Source organism: Nostoc sp. JL33, assembly GCF_017114985.1.
Classification (GTDB): Bacteria; Cyanobacteriota; Cyanobacteriia; order Cyanobacteriales; family Nostocaceae; genus Nostoc.
In genome coordinates, this window is record NZ_JABXKP010000064.1 from 76,330 (window position 1) to 101,075 (window position 24,746).

At 42.2% G+C, this 24,746-nt stretch carries 24 protein-coding genes and 1 pseudogene; 13 read left to right on the forward strand and 12 right to left on the reverse strand.

All coding sequences use genetic code 11. The annotated features are described in order from the left end of the window. Window positions 1-80 precede the first annotated feature (80 nt). The 5 genes from HWQ23_RS17435 to HWQ23_RS17455 form a co-directional block, all read right to left on the reverse strand. Window positions 81-3,203, reverse strand: a complete 3,123-nt coding sequence (locus HWQ23_RS17435; protein ID WP_292830366.1) for an efflux RND transporter permease subunit — start codon at window positions 3,201-3,203, stop codon at window positions 81-83. Then, entirely contained in the window at window positions 3,200-4,759 is a 1,560-nt protein-coding gene (locus tag HWQ23_RS17440; RefSeq protein WP_292830368.1) for an efflux RND transporter periplasmic adaptor subunit, read from the reverse strand. The genes HWQ23_RS17435 and HWQ23_RS17440 overlap by 4 nt, the downstream gene beginning before the upstream one ends. Before the next feature lie 151 nt (window positions 4,760-4,910). Beyond that, entirely contained in the window at window positions 4,911-5,819 is a 909-nt protein-coding gene (locus HWQ23_RS17445; protein ID WP_292830370.1) for a hypothetical protein, read from the reverse strand. A 45-nt stretch (window positions 5,820-5,864) separates the two neighbouring features. Next, window positions 5,865-7,145: a S41 family peptidase gene (locus HWQ23_RS17450; RefSeq protein ID WP_292830372.1), complete on the reverse strand. Its 1,281-nt coding sequence runs from the start codon at window positions 7,143-7,145 to the stop codon at window positions 5,865-5,867. Between the two features lie 146 nt (window positions 7,146-7,291). After that, the gene (locus HWQ23_RS17455) at window positions 7,292-7,663 is read right to left on the reverse strand and encodes a hypothetical protein (RefSeq protein ID WP_292830374.1); all 372 of its coding nucleotides are present in this window, start codon (window positions 7,661-7,663) and stop codon (window positions 7,292-7,294) included. A 372-nt stretch (window positions 7,664-8,035) separates the two neighbouring features. Here HWQ23_RS17455 and HWQ23_RS17460 point away from each other — a divergent pair, with 372 nt between their 5' ends. Beyond that, window positions 8,036-9,256 carry a sensor histidine kinase gene (locus HWQ23_RS17460; protein WP_292830376.1) on the forward strand — a complete coding sequence of 407 codons (1,221 nt, stop codon included), beginning with the start codon at window positions 8,036-8,038 and terminating at the stop codon, window positions 9,254-9,256. A gap of 2 nt (window positions 9,257-9,258) precedes the next feature. Beyond that, window positions 9,259-9,906 carry a response regulator transcription factor gene (locus tag HWQ23_RS17465; RefSeq protein ID WP_292830378.1) on the forward strand — a complete coding sequence of 216 codons (648 nt, stop codon included), beginning with the start codon at window positions 9,259-9,261 and terminating at the stop codon, window positions 9,904-9,906. Between the two features lie 124 nt (window positions 9,907-10,030). Here the strand turns inward: HWQ23_RS17465 and HWQ23_RS17470 are convergent, their stop codons facing one another. The 4 genes from HWQ23_RS17470 to acs all read right to left on the reverse strand — a co-directional run bounded on the left by HWQ23_RS17470 (window position 10,031) and on the right by acs (window position 14,055). Next, entirely contained in the window at window positions 10,031-10,711 is a 681-nt protein-coding gene (locus HWQ23_RS17470) for a tetratricopeptide repeat protein (protein ID WP_292830380.1), read from the reverse strand. A 175-nt stretch (window positions 10,712-10,886) separates the two neighbouring features. Then, window positions 10,887-11,360 (reverse strand): DUF4365 domain-containing protein, encoded by a 474-nt coding sequence (locus tag HWQ23_RS17475; protein WP_292830382.1) that lies wholly within the window; start codon window positions 11,358-11,360, stop codon window positions 10,887-10,889. 4 nt (window positions 11,361-11,364) lie between these two features. Continuing rightward, window positions 11,365-11,850 carry a DUF4365 domain-containing protein gene (locus HWQ23_RS17480; protein WP_292830384.1) on the reverse strand — a complete coding sequence of 162 codons (486 nt, stop codon included), beginning with the start codon at window positions 11,848-11,850 and terminating at the stop codon, window positions 11,365-11,367. 231 nt (window positions 11,851-12,081) lie between these two features. Beyond that, entirely contained in the window at window positions 12,082-14,055 is a 1,974-nt protein-coding gene (gene acs / locus HWQ23_RS17485) for an acetate--CoA ligase (RefSeq protein WP_292830386.1), read from the reverse strand. A gap of 230 nt (window positions 14,056-14,285) precedes the next feature. Here acs and HWQ23_RS17490 point away from each other — a divergent pair, with 230 nt between their 5' ends. The 10 genes and pseudogenes from HWQ23_RS17490 (at window position 14,286) to HWQ23_RS17535 (ending at window position 22,371) form a co-directional block, all read left to right on the forward strand. Next, on the forward strand, window positions 14,286-14,930 hold the full coding sequence (locus tag HWQ23_RS17490; RefSeq protein ID WP_292830388.1) for a restriction endonuclease subunit R: 645 nt from the start codon (window positions 14,286-14,288) through the stop codon (window positions 14,928-14,930). 29 nt (window positions 14,931-14,959) lie between these two features. Continuing rightward, window positions 14,960-15,709: pseudogene (locus tag HWQ23_RS17495) on the forward strand (Uma2 family endonuclease). A 92-nt stretch (window positions 15,710-15,801) separates the two neighbouring features. Next, window positions 15,802-16,491 carry a hypothetical protein gene (locus tag HWQ23_RS17500; protein ID WP_292830390.1) on the forward strand — a complete coding sequence of 230 codons (690 nt, stop codon included), beginning with the start codon at window positions 15,802-15,804 and terminating at the stop codon, window positions 16,489-16,491. Window positions 16,492-16,559: 68 nt separating this feature from the next. Continuing rightward, window positions 16,560-17,003: a hypothetical protein gene (locus tag HWQ23_RS17505; protein WP_292830782.1), complete on the forward strand. Its 444-nt coding sequence runs from the start codon at window positions 16,560-16,562 to the stop codon at window positions 17,001-17,003. A gap of 604 nt (window positions 17,004-17,607) precedes the next feature. Next, a complete protein-coding gene (locus HWQ23_RS17510; RefSeq protein ID WP_292830392.1) occupies window positions 17,608-17,955 on the forward strand; it encodes a hypothetical protein in 348 nt (115 codons plus the stop codon). A 31-nt stretch (window positions 17,956-17,986) separates the two neighbouring features. Beyond that, on the forward strand, window positions 17,987-19,393 hold the full coding sequence (locus HWQ23_RS17515) for a MotA/TolQ/ExbB proton channel family protein (protein WP_292830394.1): 1,407 nt from the start codon (window positions 17,987-17,989) through the stop codon (window positions 19,391-19,393). Window positions 19,394-19,471: 78 nt separating this feature from the next. After that, entirely contained in the window at window positions 19,472-20,329 is an 858-nt protein-coding gene (locus HWQ23_RS17520; protein WP_292830396.1) for a hypothetical protein, read from the forward strand. Further along, window positions 20,322-20,714, forward strand: coding sequence for a hypothetical protein (locus HWQ23_RS17525; RefSeq protein ID WP_292830398.1), 393 nt, complete (start codon window positions 20,322-20,324; stop codon window positions 20,712-20,714). The genes HWQ23_RS17520 and HWQ23_RS17525 overlap by 8 nt, the downstream gene beginning before the upstream one ends. 90 nt (window positions 20,715-20,804) lie before the next feature. Further along, window positions 20,805-20,972, forward strand: a complete 168-nt coding sequence (locus HWQ23_RS17530) for a hypothetical protein (protein ID WP_472850404.1) — start codon at window positions 20,805-20,807, stop codon at window positions 20,970-20,972. Window positions 20,973-20,985: 13 nt separating this feature from the next. Next, complete coding sequence (locus HWQ23_RS17535) at window positions 20,986-22,371, forward strand: EH signature domain-containing protein (RefSeq protein WP_292830400.1); 1,386 nt, start codon at window positions 20,986-20,988, stop codon at window positions 22,369-22,371. Between the two features lie 21 nt (window positions 22,372-22,392). Here the strand turns inward: HWQ23_RS17535 and HWQ23_RS17540 are convergent, their stop codons facing one another. Next, a complete protein-coding gene (locus tag HWQ23_RS17540; protein ID WP_292830402.1) occupies window positions 22,393-22,746 on the reverse strand; it encodes a DUF5615 family PIN-like protein in 354 nt (117 codons plus the stop codon). After that, window positions 22,743-22,979: a DUF433 domain-containing protein gene (locus HWQ23_RS17545; protein WP_292830404.1), complete on the reverse strand. Its 237-nt coding sequence runs from the start codon at window positions 22,977-22,979 to the stop codon at window positions 22,743-22,745. Before HWQ23_RS17545 ends, HWQ23_RS17540 begins: the two co-directional genes overlap by 4 nt. 481 nt (window positions 22,980-23,460) lie before the next feature. Here HWQ23_RS17545 and HWQ23_RS17550 point away from each other — a divergent pair, with 481 nt between their 5' ends. Next, on the forward strand, window positions 23,461-24,183 hold the full coding sequence (locus tag HWQ23_RS17550; protein ID WP_292830406.1) for a TerC family protein: 723 nt from the start codon (window positions 23,461-23,463) through the stop codon (window positions 24,181-24,183). A gap of 105 nt (window positions 24,184-24,288) precedes the next feature. Here HWQ23_RS17550 and ndk read toward each other — a convergent pair whose 3' ends face one another. Next, window positions 24,289-24,738 (reverse strand): nucleoside-diphosphate kinase, encoded by a 450-nt coding sequence (gene ndk / locus HWQ23_RS17555; RefSeq protein WP_292830410.1) that lies wholly within the window; start codon window positions 24,736-24,738, stop codon window positions 24,289-24,291. Window positions 24,739-24,746 lie beyond the last annotated feature (8 nt).

Below are 24,746 nucleotides of genomic sequence, written 5' to 3' on the forward strand. Positions count from 1 at the left end.
AATTAATTTTTACAACTCATTTAGGATTGCGATAGATTCTCTAACTCAGTCAGTTACAAACTGCTATTGCTTCTTGAACATCACGATCGCCCGCCTGAAAATGAAAATACCCGCCGAAACTTAACTTGACTGAGCTTTTTCCGCCATGATTCCATATATATAAAAAACACAGGAGTTAAATACAGAGTCAATATCTGAGAAAACACCAGTCCGCCCACAACTGCAATCCCTAGAGGACGGCGGGATTCTGAACCAGCCCCAAATCCGATCGCAATCGGTAAGGTTCCCATTAATGCTGCCATCGTCGTCATCATAATCGGGCGGAAACGCACCAAGCAGGCTTGATAAATCGCCTCAGAGGGCTTTTTACCTTCATTTCGCTGGGCTTCAATGGCAAAGTCCACCATCATAATCCCGTTTTTCTTCACAATGCCCACCAAAAGAATTATCCCAATGAAGGAGTAAACATTCAGTTCGACATGGAATATGATCAGCGTTAACAATGCGCCAAAACCTGCTGAAGGCAAACCGGAAAGAATTGTAATCGGGTGAATGAAATCCTCATAAAGAACACCCAGGATCAGATAAATTACTAGGACTGCGATCGCTAACAATAAACCCAAACTCGGCAGTGAACTTTGAAATACCTGACTTGCACCCTGAAAGTTCGTGCTAATACTCGCAGGAATCACCTGATTAATCAATTTTTCAATCTCTTCATTGGCATTTCCCAAGGACACACCGGGAGCGAGGTTAAAGGAAATCGTGGCGGCGTTCATCCGACCGTTATGATTAACCATTAACGGGCTGACTCCCTGAGATAGTTTGGCGAATGTCTTCAGAGGAACTGCCACTCCTGTGCTGGAGTTAATGTATAATGTCAACAAAGCATTGATATCCTCCTGATATTGGGGTGCTAATTCCAGAATCACTTGATATTCATTGGTCGCTGCATAGATGGTTGACACTTGGTAGGAACCGTAGGCACTTCTCAGGGTATTTTCGATTTGCTCGGCGGTGATCCCATAAGTTGAGGCTTTATCGCGGTCAATATCAATTTGAATCTGGGAAGCAAACTGTAAATTGCTGTTCACATCTTGAAGTTCTGTCAAGGTCTTCATCTTCAGAACAAGTTGCGGAACATATTCCTGCAAGGGTTTGACATCAGAACTCTGAAGTGCTAGTTGATAAAGTCCTGTACTTTGTTGAGCGCCAATCGGTATGGCTGGGGGATTTTGTAAGAATACTTGGATGCCTGGAACAGTGGCGAGTTTGGTTCGCAAATTTTGCACGATTTCGTCGGCACTAAGTTGGCGCTGCGATCGCGGTTTTAAGCGAATAAACAAACTACCAGAATTCGCTGCAACTGCTGCCCCACCGCCACTTCCACTGGCTCCCGCCCCGATATTGGAGTTGACTGCATCCACGTTTGGATCTTGGCGGATCAGGTTAGCAACTGTCTGCTGATGCTGGACAAGATTATCAAAGGATGCATCCTGGGCTGCTTGGGTAATGCCTGTAATTTGTCCGGTATCTTCGCTAGGAATAAAGCCTTTGGGAACGATCACCAACAGCCCAACTGTCACCACCAATAGAAAGCCAGATAAAATCATCGTGGTGCGGTGATATTTTAAGACTTTTTTGAGACTCCAATCGTACAAACTGAGGAAGCGATCGAAGACATATTCGGAAGCTTGATATAACCGACTTTGATGGGCATGATCCACAGGACGCAGAAAACGACTGCACAACATCGGAGTCAGACTCAAAGACACAAAACCAGATACAAGAATTGCCACTGCGATCGTTACAGCAAATTCATGAAATAATCGTCCCAGCACTCCACTCATGAACAACATCGGGATGAAGACTGCAACTAAGGAAAGGGTCATTGATAGAATTGTGAAACCAATTTCTCTCGACCCATTCAACGCCGCTTCTAATGGACGTTCCCCCATTTCCATGTGACGGACGATATTTTCCAGCATGACGATCGCATCATCCACGACGAAGCCCACGGAAAGGGTCAACGCCATCAGCGACAGGTTATCTAGTGAGTAATGCAGCAAATACATTACAGCAAAGGTACCAATCAGCGAAACGGGTAACGCCAAACTGGGAATTACCGTCGCCGAGAGGTTCCGCAAAAAGAGGAAGATTACTAAGATTACTAGAGCGATCGTCAGAATCAACGTAAATCTGACATCATCTACGGAGTCTCGAATCGACTGAGACGCATCATAGAGAATCCCAATTTCCACGGATGCCGGAATCTGCTCTCGCAAATTCGGAAGCAATTTCTTAATCGTGTCTACGACTTGCACCGTATTGGTTCCGGGCTGTCTTTGAATCGTGAGAATAATCGCGCGAGTGTTGTTGTACCAGCTTGCTAACTTGTCATTTTCTACACTGTCAATGATCCGCCCCAGTTGATTGAGATAGATGGGCATTCCATCTTTGTAAGACACAATCAATTGGCGATAAGCAGCCGCATCCTGGAGTTGCCCGTTAGTTTGGACTGTAAAATTCTTGTGATTTCCCGAAAGACTGCCGGTAGGTAAATCGACGTTACCTTGTTGAATCGCCGTCGCCACCTGATCTAGCCCAATTTGCCGTGTTGCCAATTGCTGCGGATCGAGTTGAATTCGAGCCGCATACTTTTGGGAACCATAGACAGCTACCTGTGCCACCCCATTGATTGTAGATAGCTTTTGCGCCAGATAAGTCTCAGCATAATTGTCTACCTGGGAAAGCGGCAGAGTCGGAGAGTCTAAGTAAAGGTAGAGAATCGGTTGATCGGCGGGGTTAACCTTGCTGTAAGTGGGAGGGTTGGGTAAATCGGTTGCAATTTGCCCCGATGCTCCCGATATCGCGGCTTGCACATCTTGCGCCGCGTCATCAATATTCCGACTCAGGTTAAATTGCAGGGTAATTTGAGTCTGTCCCAAGGTGCTAGTTGAGTTGAGCGAATCGAGTCCAGCAATGCTGGAAAATTGCTTCTCTAAGGGACGGGCAACCGATGCTGCCATCGTTTCCGGGCTGGCTCCTGGTCGGGAGGCACTTACCTGAATTGTGGGATAATCCACACTTGGTAAATCGCTGATTGGCAGCAAACGATAACTCATGAAACCGAAGATCAAAATCGCCGCCATTACCAGAGTCGTCATGATCGGGCGGCGGATAAATGGCTCTGAAAGGTTCATGATTCACCTCCGCCTGACTTCGGGGATTCTCCCCCCTGCTGCCTGCCCCCTGCGCCCCTTCCTCTTCTTGAGGAATTTCCACCTGCATTTGAGTCATTGCCGGCTGTTTTGATGCGGATTTTGCTACCCGAAACCAGATTAGCTTGACCATCGGTGACAATTTTATCGCCTGGTTGCGGCCCTTTCTGAACCACATCTAGCCCATCAATGCTGCTGCTAACTGTAACTGGAACATTTTCCACCGTCATGTCGGGCTTAACTACAAAAACAAACTGTCCATCTGGGCCATTCTGTACGGCTTGGGAGGGAACAACCGTTGCATTCGGTTGTTGAGTCAGCGTCAGCGTTGCGTTCACAAATTGACCAGGAAACAAATGTCCCTGAGTGTTGTCAAAGTCGCCAATTAGTTGAATTGTTCCCGTGGTGTTATCAACCGTATTATTGACAAAAGACAAAGTACCTGGTAGAGGATGAGCTTGATTATCCGGGAACGTCACATCTACCTTCAGCTTGCCATTCTGCATATACTTTTGTACCTGGGGCAGATTTGTTTCGGGAATGGAAAAAGCAACTTGAATCGGGCGAATTTGGGTGAGGGTAACAAGTGGAGTCGTGCTGTTAGCTTGCACCACATTGCCCTGAGTCACCAGAATATTGCCAGCGCGACCATCAATCGGTGCATAAATTTTGGCGTAAGATAATTGCACTTTGCTATTTTCCAATGCTCCCTGGTCGGAACTGACAACGGCTTGAGCATTAGCGATCGCAGCTTGATCGCCCTTGACAACTGCGCCGGCATTAGTCAGCGCCACTCGATCGCTTTTCAAAACAGCCTGAGCATTAGCGATCGCTTCTCGATCTGCTTGTAGGGTTGCTGTAGCCGATTTGCTGTTGGAAACGTATTGCTGTGATTGATCTAAACTAATCGCGCCTTTCTTGTACAATGCACCATAGCGATCGCTCTGTCCCTGAGCAAATTCTGCTTGCGCTTGATCCTTGGCCAAAGTTGCTTGGGCTTGTCGTACCAAGGCTTGGTCTTTGATTAAGGTCGCCCTAGCTTGGTCTACTTGACCCAAGTCTCTAGTTAATGTAGCTCTAGCTTGTTGTACTTGCGCTTGGTCTTTGGCGACAGTTCCTTGAGCTTGCTGGATTGCAGCAGTTTGCGATCGGTCATCCAGGGTAAACAAAAGTTGTCCCTTTTTCACATCTTGACCTTTCTTGAAATAAACTCCAATGATCCGTCCACTGGCTTCGGGCGTAATCGATACCGTAGACCCCGATTGCACATTACCGATCGCCTGTAGTTGTATCGGAACCGTTTTTTGTGTCACCATTGCCACGGTTACAGGTGTCACTTGCTGCTTATTACGCCCGGATTTTTCAGTTTTGTCTGACTTGGCTGCACCCGCATAGATACCAAAAAAACCTAGCCCAGCCAGCAATATCACGCCCAAAATTACCAAACGAATCTTTTTTGGCGATCGCTTTTTTGGCGATCGTAGTAGCTCCGGTTCTATATTGTTCTCAGTCAAATCGTTAGAAATTTCATGGTTCATCAGAACCTCCAATGGATTTTAGTTTATTAGAAACAGCCAAATCCTTTACCACCTCAACTCCCGCTTCTACCAATTTCATATGCTTTGCTTGTGTTACTAACTTTGGTATCTGAGAATGTTAAGTTACTCATAGAGAGTTAGCCTCTGCCTATTAATTAGGGTATTTTTTATTAAGGAAAAACCGTAGATAATGACTAGACGAGCCATAAAGGTTTTTATACAAAAACCAGGTATCAAGCACTAGCTCTAAAAGAGCAATCAACACCCAAATTGCTAGAGAAACAGTCACAGGTAGGCTGAGATCGGGAAACTTCCTCTGCAAATCGATAATCCCAAATAACAGCAAAAACAGGAGCGAAACACCCAAGAGAAAGGACAACTTGATGATTGCAAGAATGAAACGGCTCATCTCTAGGATGCGATTGTAAAGCCTGGAAAATCCCTCTAGGATTTCTTCCATGTTATTGATCACAAGTAAAATTTGTTGTTGATGCAGATGGGTAGCTAAGGAGGATTGTTGCTTCACTTGCGCCCATTCATATTCATTCTTGAAATTATCTAAAAGCTTGTCCAAAGGTTGCACTTGGGAGCTAGTTGCCCAGATTGGTAAATCCTTTAAATGTAAGGGAACTAAATAGTTAATCAGTGCTATCAGACTTTGATCAAAATTACTGAGTTCGGGGGGAAGAGACTGAGTTAAACGAATGAGTTGGTCAATCTGAATCTGAAGTGTATAGTAGTCTTCATGCCGCCTTTGAGCGATCAACTGACTATTAAACGTCAGGAAAACAATTAACACCCCCAATAAAGCAGCTAGGGACTGGGATACAGCAGAAAAGAATTCAATCGCCACCTGTTTAGGCACTGTCAGCCAGGGGGCATTTTCCCGCATAGCAAAAACCAAGGTGGCAACAAATACAACCCCGACGATCGCTAGCTGATGCTGGGTAACAGTAACTATGACTGTCCGTACTAGGGCAGTGTTACTGAGTTGAACTAGGATTTGCAGACCTGGGACTGGTTCACAAATTTGAAGTCGTTGGGTTTTGCGGGTTGACATGATTGAAAGTGGCGATAGTAGGTATTGTTAAGAGTATCCCTATACTTATTGCCCACCCTGTAAACTTACATGATTAGCCCCGGACTGAATCAATTTGCTCAGATCAGCAACGGCGCTAGCATACTGAGGATCAGCTAATGTCGCCAAGGTTCGGTTTTGCACTAATGCTTTCTGTTGCGCCTTGGTTAACTCCACGGTAATATCTGGTGCAATGCCGACATGATTGATATCTCGACCTTTCGGTGTGTAGTATTTGGCGATCGTTAGTTTCAGCGCGGAACCATCCTCCAGTGGCTCTACGGATTGAACTAAACCTTTACCGAAGGTGCGAGTCCCGACTAATCTGGCGCGATTGTCATCTTGCAGCGCCCCCGACAGAATTTCGCTGGCGCTGGCTGATCCTTTATCCACCAGTATTACTAAGGGTTTGTTGGTGAGAGGATGTCCCGTCGCATTGTAGCTCTCTTTAACTTTGTCTCGATTTACCAAAGACACGATCGCCCCTTGCTTCAACCACATACTGGCAATTTGCAAACTCGCGTCCAGCAGTCCACCTGGATCGGAACGCAAATCCAAAACGTAGCCCTGCACCTGCTGTTTTTCTAATGCTTGAATTGCCCGACGCATCTCTGCGGCGGCAGTGTGCGTAAACTCTGGTAAACGAATGTAACCAATCTTACCTGCTGCTGTTGTTCGCGTATTGTAAGTTACAGGATGGATCGCAATATTTGCGCGAGTAAGGTTGAAAGTTTGCGATTGATTGCCGCGTTGAATCGTGAGTACTACCTTGGTTCCCGCCGGGCCGAGAATCCGCTTAACGGCATCCTCAATTTTCATTCCCTGAGTTATTTGACCATTAATCTGGGTAATTACATCGTCGGGCAAAATACCCGCTTTAAAAGCAGGCGTTCCTTCAATTGGGGCGATAACGGTTAAGGCTTTGGTTTTTTCATTCTGTGCCAGTTGCAGCCCGACACCACTGAGGTTGCCAGAAAGGTCATTATTTAGGGCTTGGAATTCCTGGGGGTCGAAAAACTCCGTGTAGCGATCGCCTAATTTAGCCACCATTTCTTGAATCGCCCCATAAGCCTGTTTCTTGGAACTATAGGAACGGCTAATATACTGCTGTCGAATTGCTTTCCAATCTTGATGATTAAAGCTGACATCAACATAATTTTTATCGAGGATTTGCCACACCTCATCCACCATTTTTTGAGGGCTAGGTTGGGGTTTACCTAGAGCTTTTGAAGCGTAGAAACTAGTTCCTGTAAGGATTACTGCTATAACGGCGAGTTCTATCTTAACGAGCAATTTTGGCTTGAACATACTTTAACTATTGAAGAAGAATACAAAATCCCGAATCCAGAATGCAATCAGTGGGGGACTGAATCCCCCAGTCGTACATTAATTAATGGCTTTATTATAACGACTGACTCCGGAATTATTTTTCGATAAAACTACTAGGAATTATCTTAGGATTGCCCTTGACGGTGGGGATAGGCAGTCTTAAAAATATCCTGAATTTTAGTCTTTTGTTCAGCCGTAAGATTCAGGCTCAACACTGCTTTACGCATTCTTTCACCTTGTTGCAATTTCCCTGACAATTGCTTTACCTGATCTGGGGTCAAAACTGCCTCAACTTGCTTGCGAACTGCTTCGCGCTTCTCGGCGCGTTCCGGCGTATTCGATGGCGGCGAGTTTGTCGTATTTTTCGTATCAGATACCTTTGTCCCATTGTCCCCTTGAGACACATCTGGAGACTTAGAATTGGTGCAACCTGTGATTCCTCCAATCAGAATAGTTGCAAGTAGAAGGGTTGGTAAAATTATCTGTTTTTTAATCATTTACTTCTGTTGTTTTTGTTGTATGTAATATGAGTGTTCTGACTCAATTTCGGTTTATGACTGTTTAGAAGATGTTTGAAAAGTTGCTGCTTTACTTACACAACCTAATCTTAGAAGTTGGGATAGGTTTGTGCATGAGCTAGAATTCCTAACCTAACCAGTAAAAAAGTACTTAACTCATTGTGACTTTTTTCCTAATTTAGAAATAGTTAATCAGTCGGAACGGCTCTAGCGATACTAGAGACAGATTCGTTATATAGGAAGAAGAGTTTCATCATCCACAACGCCCAAATATCCGACTTTCACCTATTTACATCTAAAATTGTGAAAATACCTATGGTTTTGTTACAAAGGCCATTGAGTTGGAATTCTATGGTTAGCTTGACCTACCCATCGTTTCGCCTGTTGCTTTACCTAGAGTGGCTGTTATTAGCCACGGCAGTGTTCATGGAAGTTCTGCTGCCGTATGAGTTGTCCTGGTCGTTGCTGCTACGAATTCTCGTAATTGCCACCTTCAGCTTGATGGGCTTGAGACTACCAATGCTTAAGCTGGAAACCAAATTAGTTTATACAGCCCTGGAATTCGTTTTAATTTTGCTGCCAGCGACTCAACATATTTTATCTCCTCGCTCCGTTTTCCTGCTGTGTCTGGTACTGGTGATGCGGAGTTGTCTGATATTTAAGCGATCAGGACAGTTGGTTGTCTTGGGCTTATCTCTGCTTTCTTATGGAACACTGCTTTTGTCAAGACCGATTGCACCTGAGAATTTTGTGCGAGATAAGGTGATCGCCATGTCCTGGGATTGGCGATTAAGTAATATCTTATTGTTTACCTTAACGTTAGTATTCGCTTTATTGTTAATTAATGCCCTGCTTGCAGAGCGCCAAAGTCGAGAGCAGTTAGAAATTGCCCATCAGCAATTAGAGATGATCAATCAACAACTGTGCCAGTATGCGCTACGGATTGAAGATCAGGCAACTTTGCAGGAACGCAACCGAATTGCCCGCGAAATTCATGATGGGTTGGGACACACTCTCGCTGCCCAAACCATTCAAATTAATAATACTCTGTTGTTCTGGCAATCAAATAATGATAAAGCATTGACATTTCTCAAACAGGCAAAGCAACAGGGGGCTGAGGCGCTGCTGGAAATTCGGCGATCGCTTTCTGTTTTGCGTTCAAATCCTTTGCAAGGGCAATCTCTCAAATCAGCTATTGAAAAGCTGCTGACAGATTTTCAGCAAACCACAGGTATTGAACCGTCCTGTAAGATTGATCTACCGTACACTTTACCAACAGAAGTAAACACGGCTCTTTACCGCATTGTGCAAGAATCGTTGACAAATATTTGCAAACATGCTGAGGCGACGAGTGTCACCGTTGGGCTACTGGCTCACGCTGGAATGATTCATCTGTCAATCGAAGATAATGGAAAAGGGTTTAACCCGACTCAAAATACAACCGGGTTTGGGTTACAAGGGATGCGAGAACGGGCGGTTGCACTGGGCGGTCAGTTGAAGCTCCACAGTCAACTAGGAACAGGTTGCTGTATTTCTGTTTCTTTGCCACTATCAAAGCTGTTGGTGTTTTAGCTATGATTCGGATTTTATTAGTTGACGATCAGCATCTGATTCGCCAGGGACTTAAGAGTATGCTTGAGTCGAATGACCAGATGCAGGTAATCGGTGAGGCGGAGAATGGGCAACGCGCACTCGAACAGATTGCCACATTGCAACCCGATATTGTGCTAATGGATATCCGAATGCCCGTTATGGATGGAGTTGCCGCCACAAAGGCGATCGCTCAACAATATCCTGAGATTAAGGTTCTCGTCCTCACCACCTTCGATGATGATGAGTATGTTTTCCAGGCGATGCGGCTGGGTGCAAAGGGCTATTTGCTCAAGGACACCGAACCAGATGAACTAATGTTGGCAATTCTATCTGTCTACAAGGGACAAACCCTACTCGGGCCGGGATTGTTTGAAAAAGCACTTATGCCGATTGCCGCACCTGTCCCGTCCGTGGAACCCCGTCCAGAATTGGCGCAACTTACACCTAGAGAATTAGATGTATTGCGGTTAATTGCTTGTGGAGCCAATAACCGTGAAATTGCCGAATCGCTGTTTCTTTCAGAAAACACTGTTAAAAATTATGTTACCAATATTCTGAGTCGGTTGAATTTACGCGATCGCACTCAAGCCGCTTTGTTTGCCCATTCGTTGTTTGGTGGACTTAAATAACCTATTTTAACACTCTGGCTAAGTAAAAATCGAAGCTAACTTTTAGCTAATTACCGTCGGGGCAATTCATGAATTGCCCCGACATTCCGTACTTGATGCGTAAGTCCTATGAATAATATGATTTTCATGAAACAGCAGGATCGTCACCAGTTTTGATCTCTCGCAAGATTCGTTCGACTTGGTTAGCTTTTTCACCTCTATTCTGTGCTTTGAAAATATTCAAAGCTTTCTGTAGAGAAGATAGTGCCTCGTCTTTTTTATTTGTTTGCCACAATGCCAGTGCAAAATTAGTTAGTGCCTCGCCATAATTAGGATTAATTTCTAAAGCTTTTTGATATTCAGTAATAGCTTCTTCCCAGCGACTTTGGCTAGCATAAACAATACCGATCGCATTGTAAGCTAGAGCGTATTTTGGCTGGAGGCGAATGGCTTCCCGATAAGAGCTAATTGCTTCTTCTGGTTTCTTTTGCCGAAAAAGCACGTTTCCCAGTTGAAAGTGTGCGAAAGCATCTTCTGGAGATTTTTTAATGAATTTACGTAAATTTTCCTCTGCACCTGTCAAGTCACCCTGATTAAATAAAGCATTGGCTTGTTGCACGAGCTGCGATCGCTCTGGTGTCCCTGTGTCTGAAAACTGTGCTAGTTTTTCTGGTTGTCTTTCAACAGACTGTTCAGGCGATTGCAAAGAAACTTTTGCAGGAACCGCTAACACTAATGGTGATAGACCAATTGCAGTGATGATACTCAGCATCATGCCGCTAAAAGATTGAACAAATGCTAATTTGGGTTTGCTCTTCAGTTTCATCGCCCTCAATGCCTTGAATAATGTTCTATTCTCATAATATAAGGTGAGGATGCATTATTAAGTATGCAATGCACTAAGAAATACGTCAATATGCTGACTGCACGGTGTCCTTAAAATTTCAGGGACGGGCGATCGCGCTTATTTCTTTTATAAAAATAAATTGGTATGTTCATCCTCATCTATTATTTCTCTGGTCATACCAACTATTTACTGTTGAAATAATATTAGCTATTTCTTTGTCATTGAGTTTTTTCAGTTCATCACTTTCATTAAAGTTTAAGCCCAGATTATTTTGCTCATTAATATTAGGTTCTAAAATCCATTTGTAATAAGCTTTATCATTATCTAAGATGAAGAAAAATAGGCAAACTGGAAATGGTAAATCTCTGATTTGTTTATTTTCATTCCTATTATTTTTTAATTTAAAAATCTGGTTATGCTGTATTAACCCAGGTGTAGAAACTGTTGCTTTGACTTCTACACCAAAGAGTCTACCACTAGAAACCCCATCTTTGGTAATTGTGATTAAAAAATCTAATCCTTTATCTGGTGTTGGCTGAGAAATAATCAAGTCATCACGACGAGTCAAGTAAACAATAGCAAGAGATTCTGCCCGTTTTCCAATATACCAAGGTGCTGCGATTTCCATAGTTTTATCTCCAGTCTTGATCAGCAAATTTTGAAATTAAATTACTAGTGTGGTATCTACTCCAGAAATCGTTAACTTCATGCCAGAGAAGTTCTCGATTCTGTTTAATAATTTTAAATAGTGTAGAGATGCTTGACAGAGAATTAAGGCTTTCACCATTGGCAGAAACTATGTAACCTGTCTCTTGGATTTCATCAATACCAACTATATAAGTTGGTGCTGGATAAGAAGCTAAACCAATTACACTCTCTTGTCGTAATTTCACCTTCAGACGATTGAGTTTTTTAGTATAACCTTCTCTTGTTGTTTTGACTTGTACAAAAAAGTAAGGAACAGATTTATCAGACCCTACTAACTCCACTATAAAATCAACGTACTGCCATTTATCTCCTAAAAACTGCGGTTTGAAAATAGGGCCAGCATTAGAGTGAAATTCCGTCATTAATACTGTAAAAATTGCTTCGCCTCTTTGCCCTAGTGCATCCCTCATTTATATACCTTTTTTATTTTAATGCAGTTTGTCTAGCAAAGGGTAGGCTGTTTTGCCCACCCTATATTGTTAAAATTACTGTGTGTTACTGTGTTGTTAATAGCATTTACGCAAAACTAGACGCACTCTGGGAGAATTCATGAATTGCCCCTAAGAAGAAAATCATGGTTTTGGCTATTGTTTGCGTAAGTCCTGGTTAACATACTCGGCATTTGAGAAATTTGGAATTGTTTACGTACCTTCTCGTAATTTATCCAATACGCTTCTATCTTCCAATGTCGAAGTATCCCCAGATACCTCTTGACCCGCAGCTAGATTCCGCAATAAGCGGCGCATAATTTTACCCGATCGCGTTTTCGGCAAAGCGTCTGTAAACCGAATTTCTCCCGGACGCGCGATCGCACCAATTTCTTTGACTACGTGCAGTTTGAGTTCTTTACTCAGTTCCTCACTTGGTTGATAAGTGCCTTCTAAAGTCACAAAAGCAACTACTTCTTCACCCTTAAGTTCATCCGGCTTACCCACTACCGCCGCTTCTGCAACTGCTGGATGCGAAACTAAGGCTGATTCTACTTCCATTGTACCGAGTCGGTGTCCTGATACATTCAATACGTCATCCACACGACCCATTACCCAGAAGTAGCCGTCTTCATCTTGTCTTGCGCCATCACCAGCAAAGTAAATATAGTTACCATCCTTGGGGGGAATGTGTTCCCAGTAGGTGCGGCGGAAGCGTTCTGGATCGCCGTAGACTGTCCGCATCATTCCTGGCCACGGATGACGCACCGCCAGATAACCGCCTTCGTTATTGGGTACGGTGTTTCCTTCTAAATCCACCACATCTGCAATAATTCCAGGGAAGGGAAGAGTTGCCGAACCCGGTTTGGTGGGAATTGCTCCTGGTAGTGGTGTAATCATGATACCCCCGGTTTCTGTTTGCCACCAAGTATCAACAATTGGACAGCGATCGCCACCAATTACTTTCTGATACCACATCCAAGCTTCGGGGTTAATCGGTTCGCCGACGGTTCCTAGCAAACGCAACGAAGACAGGTTTCGCGCATTCGGATGTTGTTCACCCATCTTAATAAATGCCCGAATTGCCGTAGGTGCAGTATAAAAAATATTAACGCCGTATTTTTCAATTACATCCCAGAAACAGCCAGGATTAGAAGCACGGGGCGCACCTTCATACATTATCGTTGTTGCACCGTTGGAAAGAGGGCCGTAGACAATGTAGCTGTGTCCCGTAATCCAACCTACATCGGCGGTACACCAATATACATCTGTGTCTTGCAGGTCGAATATCCACTTGGTGGTCATGTGGGTATATAAATTATAGCCAGCAGTTGTATGCACTACACCCTTCGGTTTACCTGTGCTGCCAGAAGTGTAGAGGACAAACAGCATATCTTCGCTGTCCATTGGTTCGGCGGGACAATCTGCTGATACACCTTTTTGCAAATCATGCCACCAATGATCGCGTCCGCCCAACTGCATATAAGTTTCTTGTCCGGTGCGCTTGACAACTAGGACATTTTCAATGCTGGGAACAGCACCATCAGCTAAGGCTTTGTCTACCTGTTCTTTGAGAGGGACGATCGCATCTTTGCGCCAACCACCATCAGCCGTGATTACTAATTTAGCTTTAACATCAATTAAGCGATCGCGCAAAGCTTCGGCACTAAAACCACCAAATACTACGCTGTGGGGTGCGCCAATTCTGGCACAAGCTAACATGGCGATCGCCGCTTCGGGAATCATCGGCATATAAATACCAACGCGATCGCCTTTTTCTACACCCAGTTGCTTCAATACATTGGCAAACTGGCAAACTTCCCGGTGCAGTTGGGCATAGGTGAGGGTACGCGAATCACCTGGTTCTCCTTCCCAAATCAATGCTGCTTTATTTTTACGCCAAGTAGTGAGATGTCTGTCAAGGCAGTTGTAAGAAATATTAATCTTACCACCAACAAACCACTTAGCAAAAGGCGGTTGCCAGTCTAATACTGTATCCCATTTTTGGAACCATTCTAATTCTGTTTCAGCCAAATCTGCCCAAAATTGCTGCGGATCGGCTTTGGCTTTCTCATAAAGGCGCTGATACTCATCCAAGCTTTTGATATGGGCTTTCTGTGAAAATTCTGAGGCAGGATGAAATAAGCGGTTCTCTTGCAGGATTGATTCTATAGTTGGTTGAGACATAGTTAGTTATGAGTGCGATCGCTATTGTTACTAAAAACTATTCTTAGCCCAGTTGTGCTAGACAATGTTTAGATTTTCCTTAAGCTGGGTAGAAATCGCCGAGTTATTTAGTTTACATTTATTTTCATCTACCAAAAGCAAGCGATCAAGAAATGTAAAGAGGTTTTGCAACCTATCTACCGGGAATGTTGCAATATTGTAAGTAGTCTTCACAAACAAAGCCTGAAACTATGACACTCACGGTCGAAGCTAGCAGCCTATCTCTCAACGATGTTCATCGCTTTCTCAAACTGGAAGAGCTTTCAACTGGTTCATTCACAGACTTCTTAAATTTAGAACCGTTGACAGAGTTTGAACAGCAGGATTTATTGCGAATTAGAAACGACTTTCATCGTTATCTCAGGCTTGGTAAAATTTCTGAAGGTTTAGTTAAATTTTTAACGATCGCACCATTAATGCGGTTAGCTGGGTTTTACGATGTGCCGATTCGGTTGACAATGGAAGATAGCATTGCGATCGCAGTCGAAGATGAAGACAGAAGAATTACCGGACGGATGGATATTTTAGCAATCAACAGTCCTCAAAGTAATATTGCGCCGCCTTTTTGGGTTGTAGTGATTGAAACGAAAAACAGTGCGGTCGAAGTGGGTGAGGGTTTACCTCAATTACTCACTTATGCTTTTAAAAGTTTAGATCAACAACCATCAGTTTGGGGACTGGTAACTAACGGACTGCGTTATCAATTTGTTTGTTTAAGACATGAACAGCAGCAAACTTATCAGTTAATGCCATTATTAAGTTTGAATGAATCCCCAGGTGCAATTGAGTTGTTACAAGTTTGGAAAGCTATCTGCAAGTTACCGAATTTTCAGTAAAATCAATGTAAATCGCGGAGCGATCGCTGATGTCTGAACCTGGTACCCTAGAATTTATCTCTGATGGTATTTCAGAAGACGAAGTTATTTTTCCTCCTGGTGATATACTGAGTGACGAACCACCCTTGGAAAGTGACCTGCACCGTGATCAAATAGATTTGCTGATTCGCATACTAAAATTATGGTGGCGATCGCGGCAAGATTTCTATGCTTCTGGCAATTTGACGATTTACTACAGTCCTAACCAGAAAAAATCAGAAAAGTTCCGTGGCCCAGACTTTTTTGTAGTTTTGGGAACTCAGAAAAAAGACCGTAAGAGTTGGGTAGTTTGGCAAGAAGACGGCAAATATCCCAACCTGATTGTGGAAATTTTGTCAAGTTCAACGACAGCAGTTGATAAAGGCTTAAAAAAACAAGTTTACCAGGATACCTTCCGTACACCAGATTATTTTTGGTTTGATCCTGTAACAATGGAACTTCAGGGATTTCATTTAGTAGATGGTAAGTATCAATAAATTCAACCCACCACTGATGCACGTTTGTGGAGTCAGCAGTTAGAACTTTATTTGGGAGTTTATGAAGGTAAATTAAGATTCTTCACTACTGAAAATCAATTAATACTATCATCAGAAGAATTGGCCCAACAAGAAATTTTACGTGCCCAACAAGCAGAAGAACGCGCCCAACATGCAGAAGAACGCGCCCAACATGCAGAGCAAGAAATTGCTCGACTGCGGGAGGTTTTACGTATACAGGGCATCGACCTAGGGAATATTTAATGACATCAGGAAATTAACTAAAGACATTTTCAAGGTAAAATCTAGTTATAAATGTGTAAAAAAAGTGTCATCTTCTGGAAGTAGGGCATCGTTTGCAAGCTAAAGAGATTAAGGATAAGCTAAAGTCCCTTATCGAGCAAGCCTCCTCGATAGATCATAATTTAGCGAGAAGATTAGATGAAATCAATCGTTGGGTAAAGGATATTAAGCCAGGTTCCTTGACAGCAAAACCTTTTGTCATCGCCTTTCTGCTAGAGGTGATTACGGATTCTACAATTTGGCTGATAATCAAATCCTTACCTTCAGAAGAAGAACAAAAAGCAAAGTTCGATCTGATGACACCGATTGAGAGATATTGGTATGGTTATCTCTTTCCTCGATGGTTTAATGCAAGTGACTCCAAGTTTTATATTTGGAAGCAAAAATTGATGGCAGGCGAATTTAATCAGGTTGATGATGATATCATTAGATCAATAGCCCAAGATATTGTTCAGCGAGAAGGTAGTTTTTGGCAGCGTTATATAGCCGACCTTTCTATGGCAACAGATTTAATTGTTAGTCGTAACAATCAACCACTGTGCATTCAAGTTACTAGTGTTAGTGAAGAACTTAATCAGCAAAAGTACGAAGCTTGGCAAAATACACTGCGATCGTGGGAAATAGAGAGAGGACTGTTCTTAAGTTACAATCCCAAGGATGCTGATTTTGTCAACCAGTTAGTCAACGTGGCACTGTATAACAGTGATTACCTTTCCGGTGGGAAATATTTAAAATTTTCGTGAAATTTCGGGAATTTGATATTCCAGATTTGGATTCTAGCCTAAATACTTACCTGCTAATTAGAGCTTTTATGGCTAACAAAAGAGAAACTCACAGGTGCGACAATCAAGTGGATACTTTTTCTGAAGCTTTAGCAACAGCCCGACAAATGCAGCAAAGCTGGCTAACTTACGGGGTTGATTTTGTGAATTTTTATGTTGAAGATGTAGATGGAGACTGGCTAGAAACGTGGGGAAATGACGAAATATTAGATAATTCTCGATTAGATGCGATTAAAGAATTTTTGGTAAGTAATGATAGTGTAGCTGTGAAGGTAAGAGAGGATTTAGGAGAGCGATCGCTGTTTGATTTTGCAGTAAACTTAGAAGAATCTTGGAGAATTTCCCAAACCAATGACAGGTTATCTGCTGTAAAAAACTTATTAGCTAGTGAAGAAAATAGTGTTGATACAGATGACGTTAGGTTTTTGGATTTAGCAAATAGTCTGCTGGTAAAATTGGCAGATATTTTGTGAAATTTTTAGTTGATTTTTCACGGTATTTGGAAAACCTCTCTTCTAAGAGGAGAGAGACTTTGAATTTTCACCCTTACAGCATCGGGAAGGGGGTTAGGTTTTTCGTGGGCTTTTCCAGATGACGTGAAAAGTCAGGGTGGCATATACGCGATCGCTTTTCCAGATCAGCTTTAATAATCTTTAAGATGTGCAATCTTTATCACTGTTAATAGTCTATTAAATGGGAATAGTGCCGTATTTATGGGCTAACACACCCTATCTTTTAATGAAGAATTTAGTTTTTGGTCTTCTTCTAGACTAAAAATCAATAGTTTATAAACAAAGCCTGCTTACGCAGGCTTTGTTTGCTTTTTCTCTGGCATAACCTGGAAAATATTAAGTATAAAACCGCTATAGCTGTAGAGTGTGTTACCGCATTAGTGTAATGCACTATTTTGGGTTTTCGGTGCGTTCCTAAAGCCGTAATATATTATATACATTTTCAACGCCTAAAGAGCAGTTTGACATCAAAAATTACTTTATAAGTTTAGCAAAAAAAGTTAAATAAGCTTCCATCTTTGGGAACAATAAACCTATCGAATCTCAGGTAAGTAGGTTAAAAGCATTGACTCATGAAACTGCGGAACTTTTGTACCCCTCTGTGGAGAAATTGGTTAATGAGATTGTGGCGGTTAATCACGCTTGGAAAGTAGCTTGTGAATTATTTGGACATGATTCACCCCTATCTACTTCTTCGCGGGATTTAAAAACCTGTTTGCAAGTACGTTTATTGCGAAGCTATGCACCAGAACAGGTTTATTTAATTGAGGATAAAAAATCAGAAGGTGAACCAGTTTACAGCTTATGTCTCCGAGAAGCTATAGGAGAACGCCTGGATGCAGAGCATCTCCCAATGCGGATAGCTGAAAAAGTTCTTACGGATAAAGAATTAAAGCAATTCAAAAAGATATAACCAACATAAACAAGAGGAGTGCAGCGTAGAAATGACAAAAGTTTGGGACATTGTTTGGCATAACGAACCTTTTCATTGGACAATTGCTTTTGTGTTAATAATTGCAATTATTATCGAAGTTTGCACATTATGGCAGTATTGGCGCTCAGAGTGTGGCACAACTGAAGCCGGAATTAAATTTTTGAAGAATTTGAAAAAGGGTAAAAATGTCAAGCTTTTAGAAAAGGATAGTCCTTGGTTAAAAGACCATCTAGGAACTGATGACTCTAGTAAATTCAGACAACAAGATGGATACTTCATACTTATAAAGTATCCATCTGTCTTAGCCCAAGCAATACCTCGTAGTTCCCTACGCTTCGTGACAACCTTGTGTACTGCCATTGGTCTTTTAGGAACTTTTTATGGTATACAACAGGGACTCCAAGGAATCAATTTATCTACAGAAGATCCCAAACAACTGATGACTGCCAGTAAAGAGCTACTAGTGGGAATGAAAACAGCTTTCTCCACTTCCATGATGGGGCTTGGTTCTGGTAGCTTGTTTCTTCTAGTTTTGTTTGGGCGTGATTCACTACGGCAGAAACTACGTGATAGTTTGCGTCAGAAATTGAAGGCGATCGCAACCTTAAAAATAACAGACAATAACAATAGTGATCTAGTTGAGGCATTTATCCGTGTAGGAGATAAATTGTCAGGCTTAAATCAACCGAGTGCTGAAGCCATTGGTAAATCTGTAGGTAAGAGCATAGCAGAACAGTTCGCCGGGTTAAACCAACTGAGTGCTGAAGCCATTGGTAAATCTGTGGGTAAGAACATAGCAGAACAGTTCGCAGGTTTAAATCAGTTGTCAGCCCAAGCTATTGCTTTAGCCGTGCGTCAGCAGATATTTCCAGCTTTAGAAGCAATATTCAAAGAACAGAAACAACTCCGAGTACTCCAAGAAAACCAGGGACAGAGAGTTTTAGAAGAACTCATCAAAGATTTACGAATTCAGGTACTCGAACCGATTGCAGATCGGCTAGATAAAAGTGCAGAGTTAACCCAACAAGCTTCCGAAGCTGTACTGACTCTACATAGAGAATTGGGCGGTATCTCTCAAAGTTTGGCAAATTCCATCCTGACAATTGAGAACTTTCAAAAAGAAACTTTAGTAGAACTTCAAGGATTTGCTAAGAATTTGGGATACACTCTCAATCAATTTAAAACAGATACAAGAGGTGTTTTACAACAAACAGCCGACGAAATTAACCGAGCCGTAGACCAAAGTATTCAAGGACTGACAGCCCAACGAAGTGCTTTTGAAACAAGTGCAGTGCAAGCTGCTGCTACCTTCCGAGGAATTCGAGAGGAACTGCAAACAGCACTTCAAGAACGTGCAGCAGTAGAACAGCAGATGCTTCAAGGATTTGCTAACAATATGGGGCAAACTTTGAGTTAATTCCAAACTGAAACTACGGGAGTTATACAACAAACAGCCCACGAAATTAATCGAGGTGTAATTCAGAGTATCGAAGGAATGACAGCCCAGCGAAGTGCTTTTGAAGCCAGTGCAGTGCAAGCTGCTGCTACCTTCCGAGGAATTCGAGAGGAACTGCAAGCAGCGCTACAAGAACGCGCAATAGTAGAACAGCAGATGCTTCAAGCTACTCGGACTGGAATTATCCAAATTCTCACCCAAGCAAATAGAACCTTTCATGAGCAAACTAATACTCTAAAAACAGTGGGTGATCAAGCTTCTGGTTTGATGAATGGTGCGAAGGATAATCTTCTGGCTACTTTAGGAAATATCGACGCAACACTCACAGCTACCCGCCAAACAGTAGAAGATGATTTGACAAAATTCCGGCAAGAATATCAAGCGAATTTACAGATGTTTTTTCAAGAACAAAACAACTTACTTGAGGGGACACTAGGCAGACAACAGGAAGGATTATCTGGGGTTGTGAACAATCTTGATCAAGTCTTCAGAGAGGAATTTGAAAGACGTAGTGAATTGACTCGAGAAGTAGACGAAAGTATGATTAACATTCAGAGGTCTGTCGAACAAATCAACAGATTAGTTAGTGCGGCTGGATTAAACGATGCACAACGACTAATTCAACTAGAAAATCTTGCTCGTGGTATTGGTCAGCAAGTGCAAATAGTAGACAATTCATACAGGGATTTGAATCAAAAATTTGACCATAGCCTTCAGTCTTGGCAGGGTCATCTTGAAGTTTCTATGCAAAGGAATGTTGACTCACAGTTAAGCTTTTTCCAACAAGCAGATACTTCTATGGCTAGAGTTTGCGGAGATTTACTAGAGACAGCAAAAGTGCTGGCTGCTGCAAATGATAACCGCCAATTTCGTAATGCAGGAAGCAATCATGGATGATTTTATCAGAGGTGAAGTTGATGCAGAGATTATAGAGGATGATGACTCTAGTATTTATCTGTCTATTGCCGATCTGATGTCTAGTTTACTAATGTTTTTTGCTTTGCTATTTATCACTGCACTACTCCAGCTTGCACAAAAGGATGTACCAAAACGGGTAGTAATTGGTAATGTTGTGGGACAGATGAAAAGCAACAATATCAATGTTAAAGTCAACCCAGATAATGGAGATGTCAGTATCCAAGAATCAATTCTTTTTGCCAAGGGAAGTACAGAACTTAAACCAGAAGGTAAAGCCTTTCTACGCCGCTTTATTCCTGTTTACAGTGGTGTTATTTTCTCCAAACCAGAATTTGATCAGGAAATTAGCCGCGTAGTCATATAAGGTCATACTAGCTCGGAAGGAGATGACAAAACCAATCTACAACTAAGCTTGTTGCGAGCATCATCAGTTTACACATACATTTTTTATGATATGAATTTCCCTACCAAAGCACCTTTAAGTCAGAAAATATTAGCTGCTGGTCGTGGAGAAATTGAATCTGACAAGAAACGTGATAATCCAGGCGATCGCAAGGTAGTTTTCCGCTTTCAGTTTCGCAGTGATGAGTTAAAGAAAGATATCCTAAAAACCTCTCTTTAAAGGAGCTAAAACATTGAATTTTCAGTTTTCCATTCCTTCACTACCTGAAACTCCCCAGTGTAGTCCTAATCAACTTATTCAGCTTGCAAGTAACTTACCAGATGCAACAATATCAATACCAAGTGTTGATAAAATATTGGAAGCTATTGAACAGGGTAAAGCTGATCAAGTAAGTAAGTTGGACTGGGTTTATTGCATCCATGCTAAAGCACAGTGGGATCAGCAAAATCTTGACCGATGCAGGAAAACATCAGCAGCTATTTGGAAGGTAGCAATTTCTAATTTATGGTTGCAACATCAGCTATTGTGGCGTTTAGCTCTTTATTATGGTGATCAGCAAAAACAGGTGTTAGCACAGTCTTTAGTTGAATCTTTTGATATTTTTGCTAATTCTGATTTAGTTAGTCACCTCCTACCAGTTCAAATTATTCGGGCGCTTTGGAGTGAACAAGCAGGTAGAGAATTAGCAAAAATTGCTTGTGAACAGCGTGTTAATCGAACTGAATTACTAAACAATATCCGAGAATATTTACCTGTTTGGATTCCATTATTCAGCAAATTCACAGAAGACATAACTCCCTATTTTACTACAATTCGCTCTCCAAATCAGCAGCAAGTAAAATGGCTGTTAAGTTGTTTGGATGAAATGTTAGAAAGTCAGCAAACAAAGGCTGTTAATCATTTGCTAACTAATGTTTCTAATAATATAGCAAGCAATCATTCTTTACTGGTTGATTGGTTGAGACATAACTATAGAAATGGTGAAAAATGGTATAAACTTTCAGATCCAGCAAGGCAACGACTTCGAGAGTGGATTGGAGGTATCAATTATGGTGATTTCCAAAAGTTAGTAAATCTAATATTGAACAAGCTCGATTTACCAGACTTCGAGTCAAATCGGCTATGTAGTCGCAGGGACTTTTGGGCTAATTACAGTAACCGCTTTGAACGGCTTCGCATCTTGTTACCCAAGACATCACAAATCGCCATAGGGTATCAAATCCAAGATGATGTTGATCTACTAGAGGATGATGGTAGTGATCCGACAGAGGTTTGTATATTCGATTTTGGTGAGTGGTTTGTAGTCGAATTCTTTCGTGGAGGCGGTGGTGAGACGCGCCTGTTTCCTAAAAATTCCACAAATGAGCAAATCCTTTTTGGTGAATCAACACTTTCAGTCAAACGTATTCGCTGTCTAGGTGGCGATAGACACGATCATGTTTATCTTTGGCAGGAATTTTCCCCTACTTGGCTTAAAAATCATGGAATTCTGCCTAATCCAAATACCCAGCCTTCCAGAAACCCTATAGCAGAGAAATTACGAAAGCGAGAACACAGCCTTGAGTCGTGGAAAAGAGAAATTGAACGTCTAGAACGCGAAGCTAAAGCCTATGCGTGATGTTAGGAATTTTTCTAAAGACTACTGATGCACAATAATCGTGTCTCGACTTATTTCAATATAGGAATGCTGCTTAAACAATTTAACTAGAGATTGGAAGTTAGCTATAAATAGAGATTCCAATTCTGAGTTATTTATATTGCCTGTCGTGATTAAAAGAAGTTTATAAGGTTGCTGAACTGTTAAAAAAGAGTTGACAAAATCCACATCTTTAGTAATTAAAATTCGATTCTGCTGAATTGATACGGCATTAATCTCATTATCTGGCGTGGCATTTTCCCCTGGTAAGTCTCTGGTGTGGATTGTGTCATAACCTGAAGTTTTGAGAAAACGGGCAAGACGAACTGGTAACTGAGCATCGACAAGAAATTTCATGAGGCGATTCGATGAATGCTTTTGACTTGGCTAAGTCGAGCGGCAAATAACAAGACAGCGAAAATATCTTCAGATTCTAAATCGTCATAATCTTTCAATATTTCTTCAGTACTCATACCAGAACTGAGCAGTTCCAAAATAAACTCAACTGGATAACGAAGTCCTCGAATACAGGGTTTACCGTGGCAGATATTTGGATTATGAGTGATGCGTTGTAGAAGTGTGTTATCCATGCTTCAATAATTCAGAAAAGTTACGTTCACTTAATGATGTTATAGCGCTTGAAGGGCGATATAAAATCAATACTGCGTAGGTTTTGCCTAAAAATCACTTCGGTGTAGGTTGGGTTGAGGAACGAAACCCAACAAAGCCATGCAAATGTTGGGTTTCACGACCTTCAACCCAACCTACAAATTTTCTATGAGGTCTTAGCACTTGGAGGGCGATACAAAATATATTTTTGTTCTCAGATCCTAATTCTAGATGCGAAATGACAGCAGCCCATTGCGATCGCATTCACTAAATGTTAAAACCTTGGGTGTATTGACTTATACGCACATTACCCCAGCTGTAGGGCGATCGCATACATTCAACCCTCTTTAAAATGCACCACAACCACGTTAAGCTGAATTAGAGTGGCAATTTATTGCGCTTTTTAATATGAAAATCTCTGTTCTTGTCAAATTTTAATTTTTTCTGCTTGAGAAACCCGGAATGCTAGACCGAATTTTTGATTACCTCGATTTTCATTTCAGCGTTGAAGCCCCTATAGTTCTGCTGATCCTGGTGCTTTTAGAGGCGCTGTTATCTGCCGACAATGCGATCGCCCTGGCTGCGATCGCTAGGGGGCTGGAAGACAAAGAACTTGAGCGTAAAGCTTTGAACTTTGGTTTAGTCGTTGCTTATGTGCTGCGAATCACCCTGATACTCACTGCCACTTGGGTGCAAAAATTCTGGCAATTTGAATTATTGGGCGCTGCTTATCTGCTGTGGTTGGTATTCCAACACTTTACCTCTCAACAAAGTGAAGACGAGCATCATCACGGGCCGCGTTTTAATTCATTGTTGCAAGCGATACCGGTGATAGCATTTACAGATTTGGCATTTTCTTTGGATAGTGTGACAACTGCGATCGCAGTTTCTCAAGAAAAATGGCTGGTGCTGACGGGTGCAACAATTGGTATTATTACGCTGCGATTCATGGCGGGATTGTTTATCCGTTGGCTAGACGAATATGAAAACCTAGAGGATGCAGGCTATGTAACTGTGGCCTTAGTGGGTTTACGCTTGTTGTTGAAAGTGGTAAACGATAGTTTAGTTCCACCAGAATGGATCATGATTGCTGCGATCTTCCTAATTTTAGGCTGGGGATTTTCCAAGCGTGTTGGTATCCAATTGCCCCAAGTAGAACCAGAAAAGAGCGAAGTCTCTAAGTAAAAAGAGGGAGATGAGGGAGATGAGGGAGATGAGGGAGATGAGGAAGAATAATAATTGTTCACTTATTCCCCATTCCCCACTCCCTACTCCCCACTCCCTACAGTCTTACTCGTGCAACCAAGGCGTTAAGTGTGGTTGCCAATTGACTAATTCTTCATCCTTAAACCATAGGGCTATTTCCTTTTGCGCGGTTTCTGGAGCGTCAGAACCGTGGATTAAGTTGCGACCAATATTTATGCCAAAATCGCCGCGAATCGTTCCTGGCTCTGATGTTAAGGGGTTTGTCGCACCAATAATCTTTCTGGCAGATGCAACCACGCCATCACCTGACCATACCATCGCCACCACTGGGCTAGAAGTGATAAATTCCACTAGACCAGCAAAAAAGGGACGTTCTCGGTGAACATCATAGTGTTGTTCAGCCAACTCCCGACTGACTTTCAAGAACTTTAAACCAACTAGGGTAAAACCTTTAGTTTCAAAGCGACGGATAATTTCCCCCACTAGTCCCCTCTGTACTCCATCAGGCTTAATTGCTAAGAATGTACGTTCCAAAGCTATCT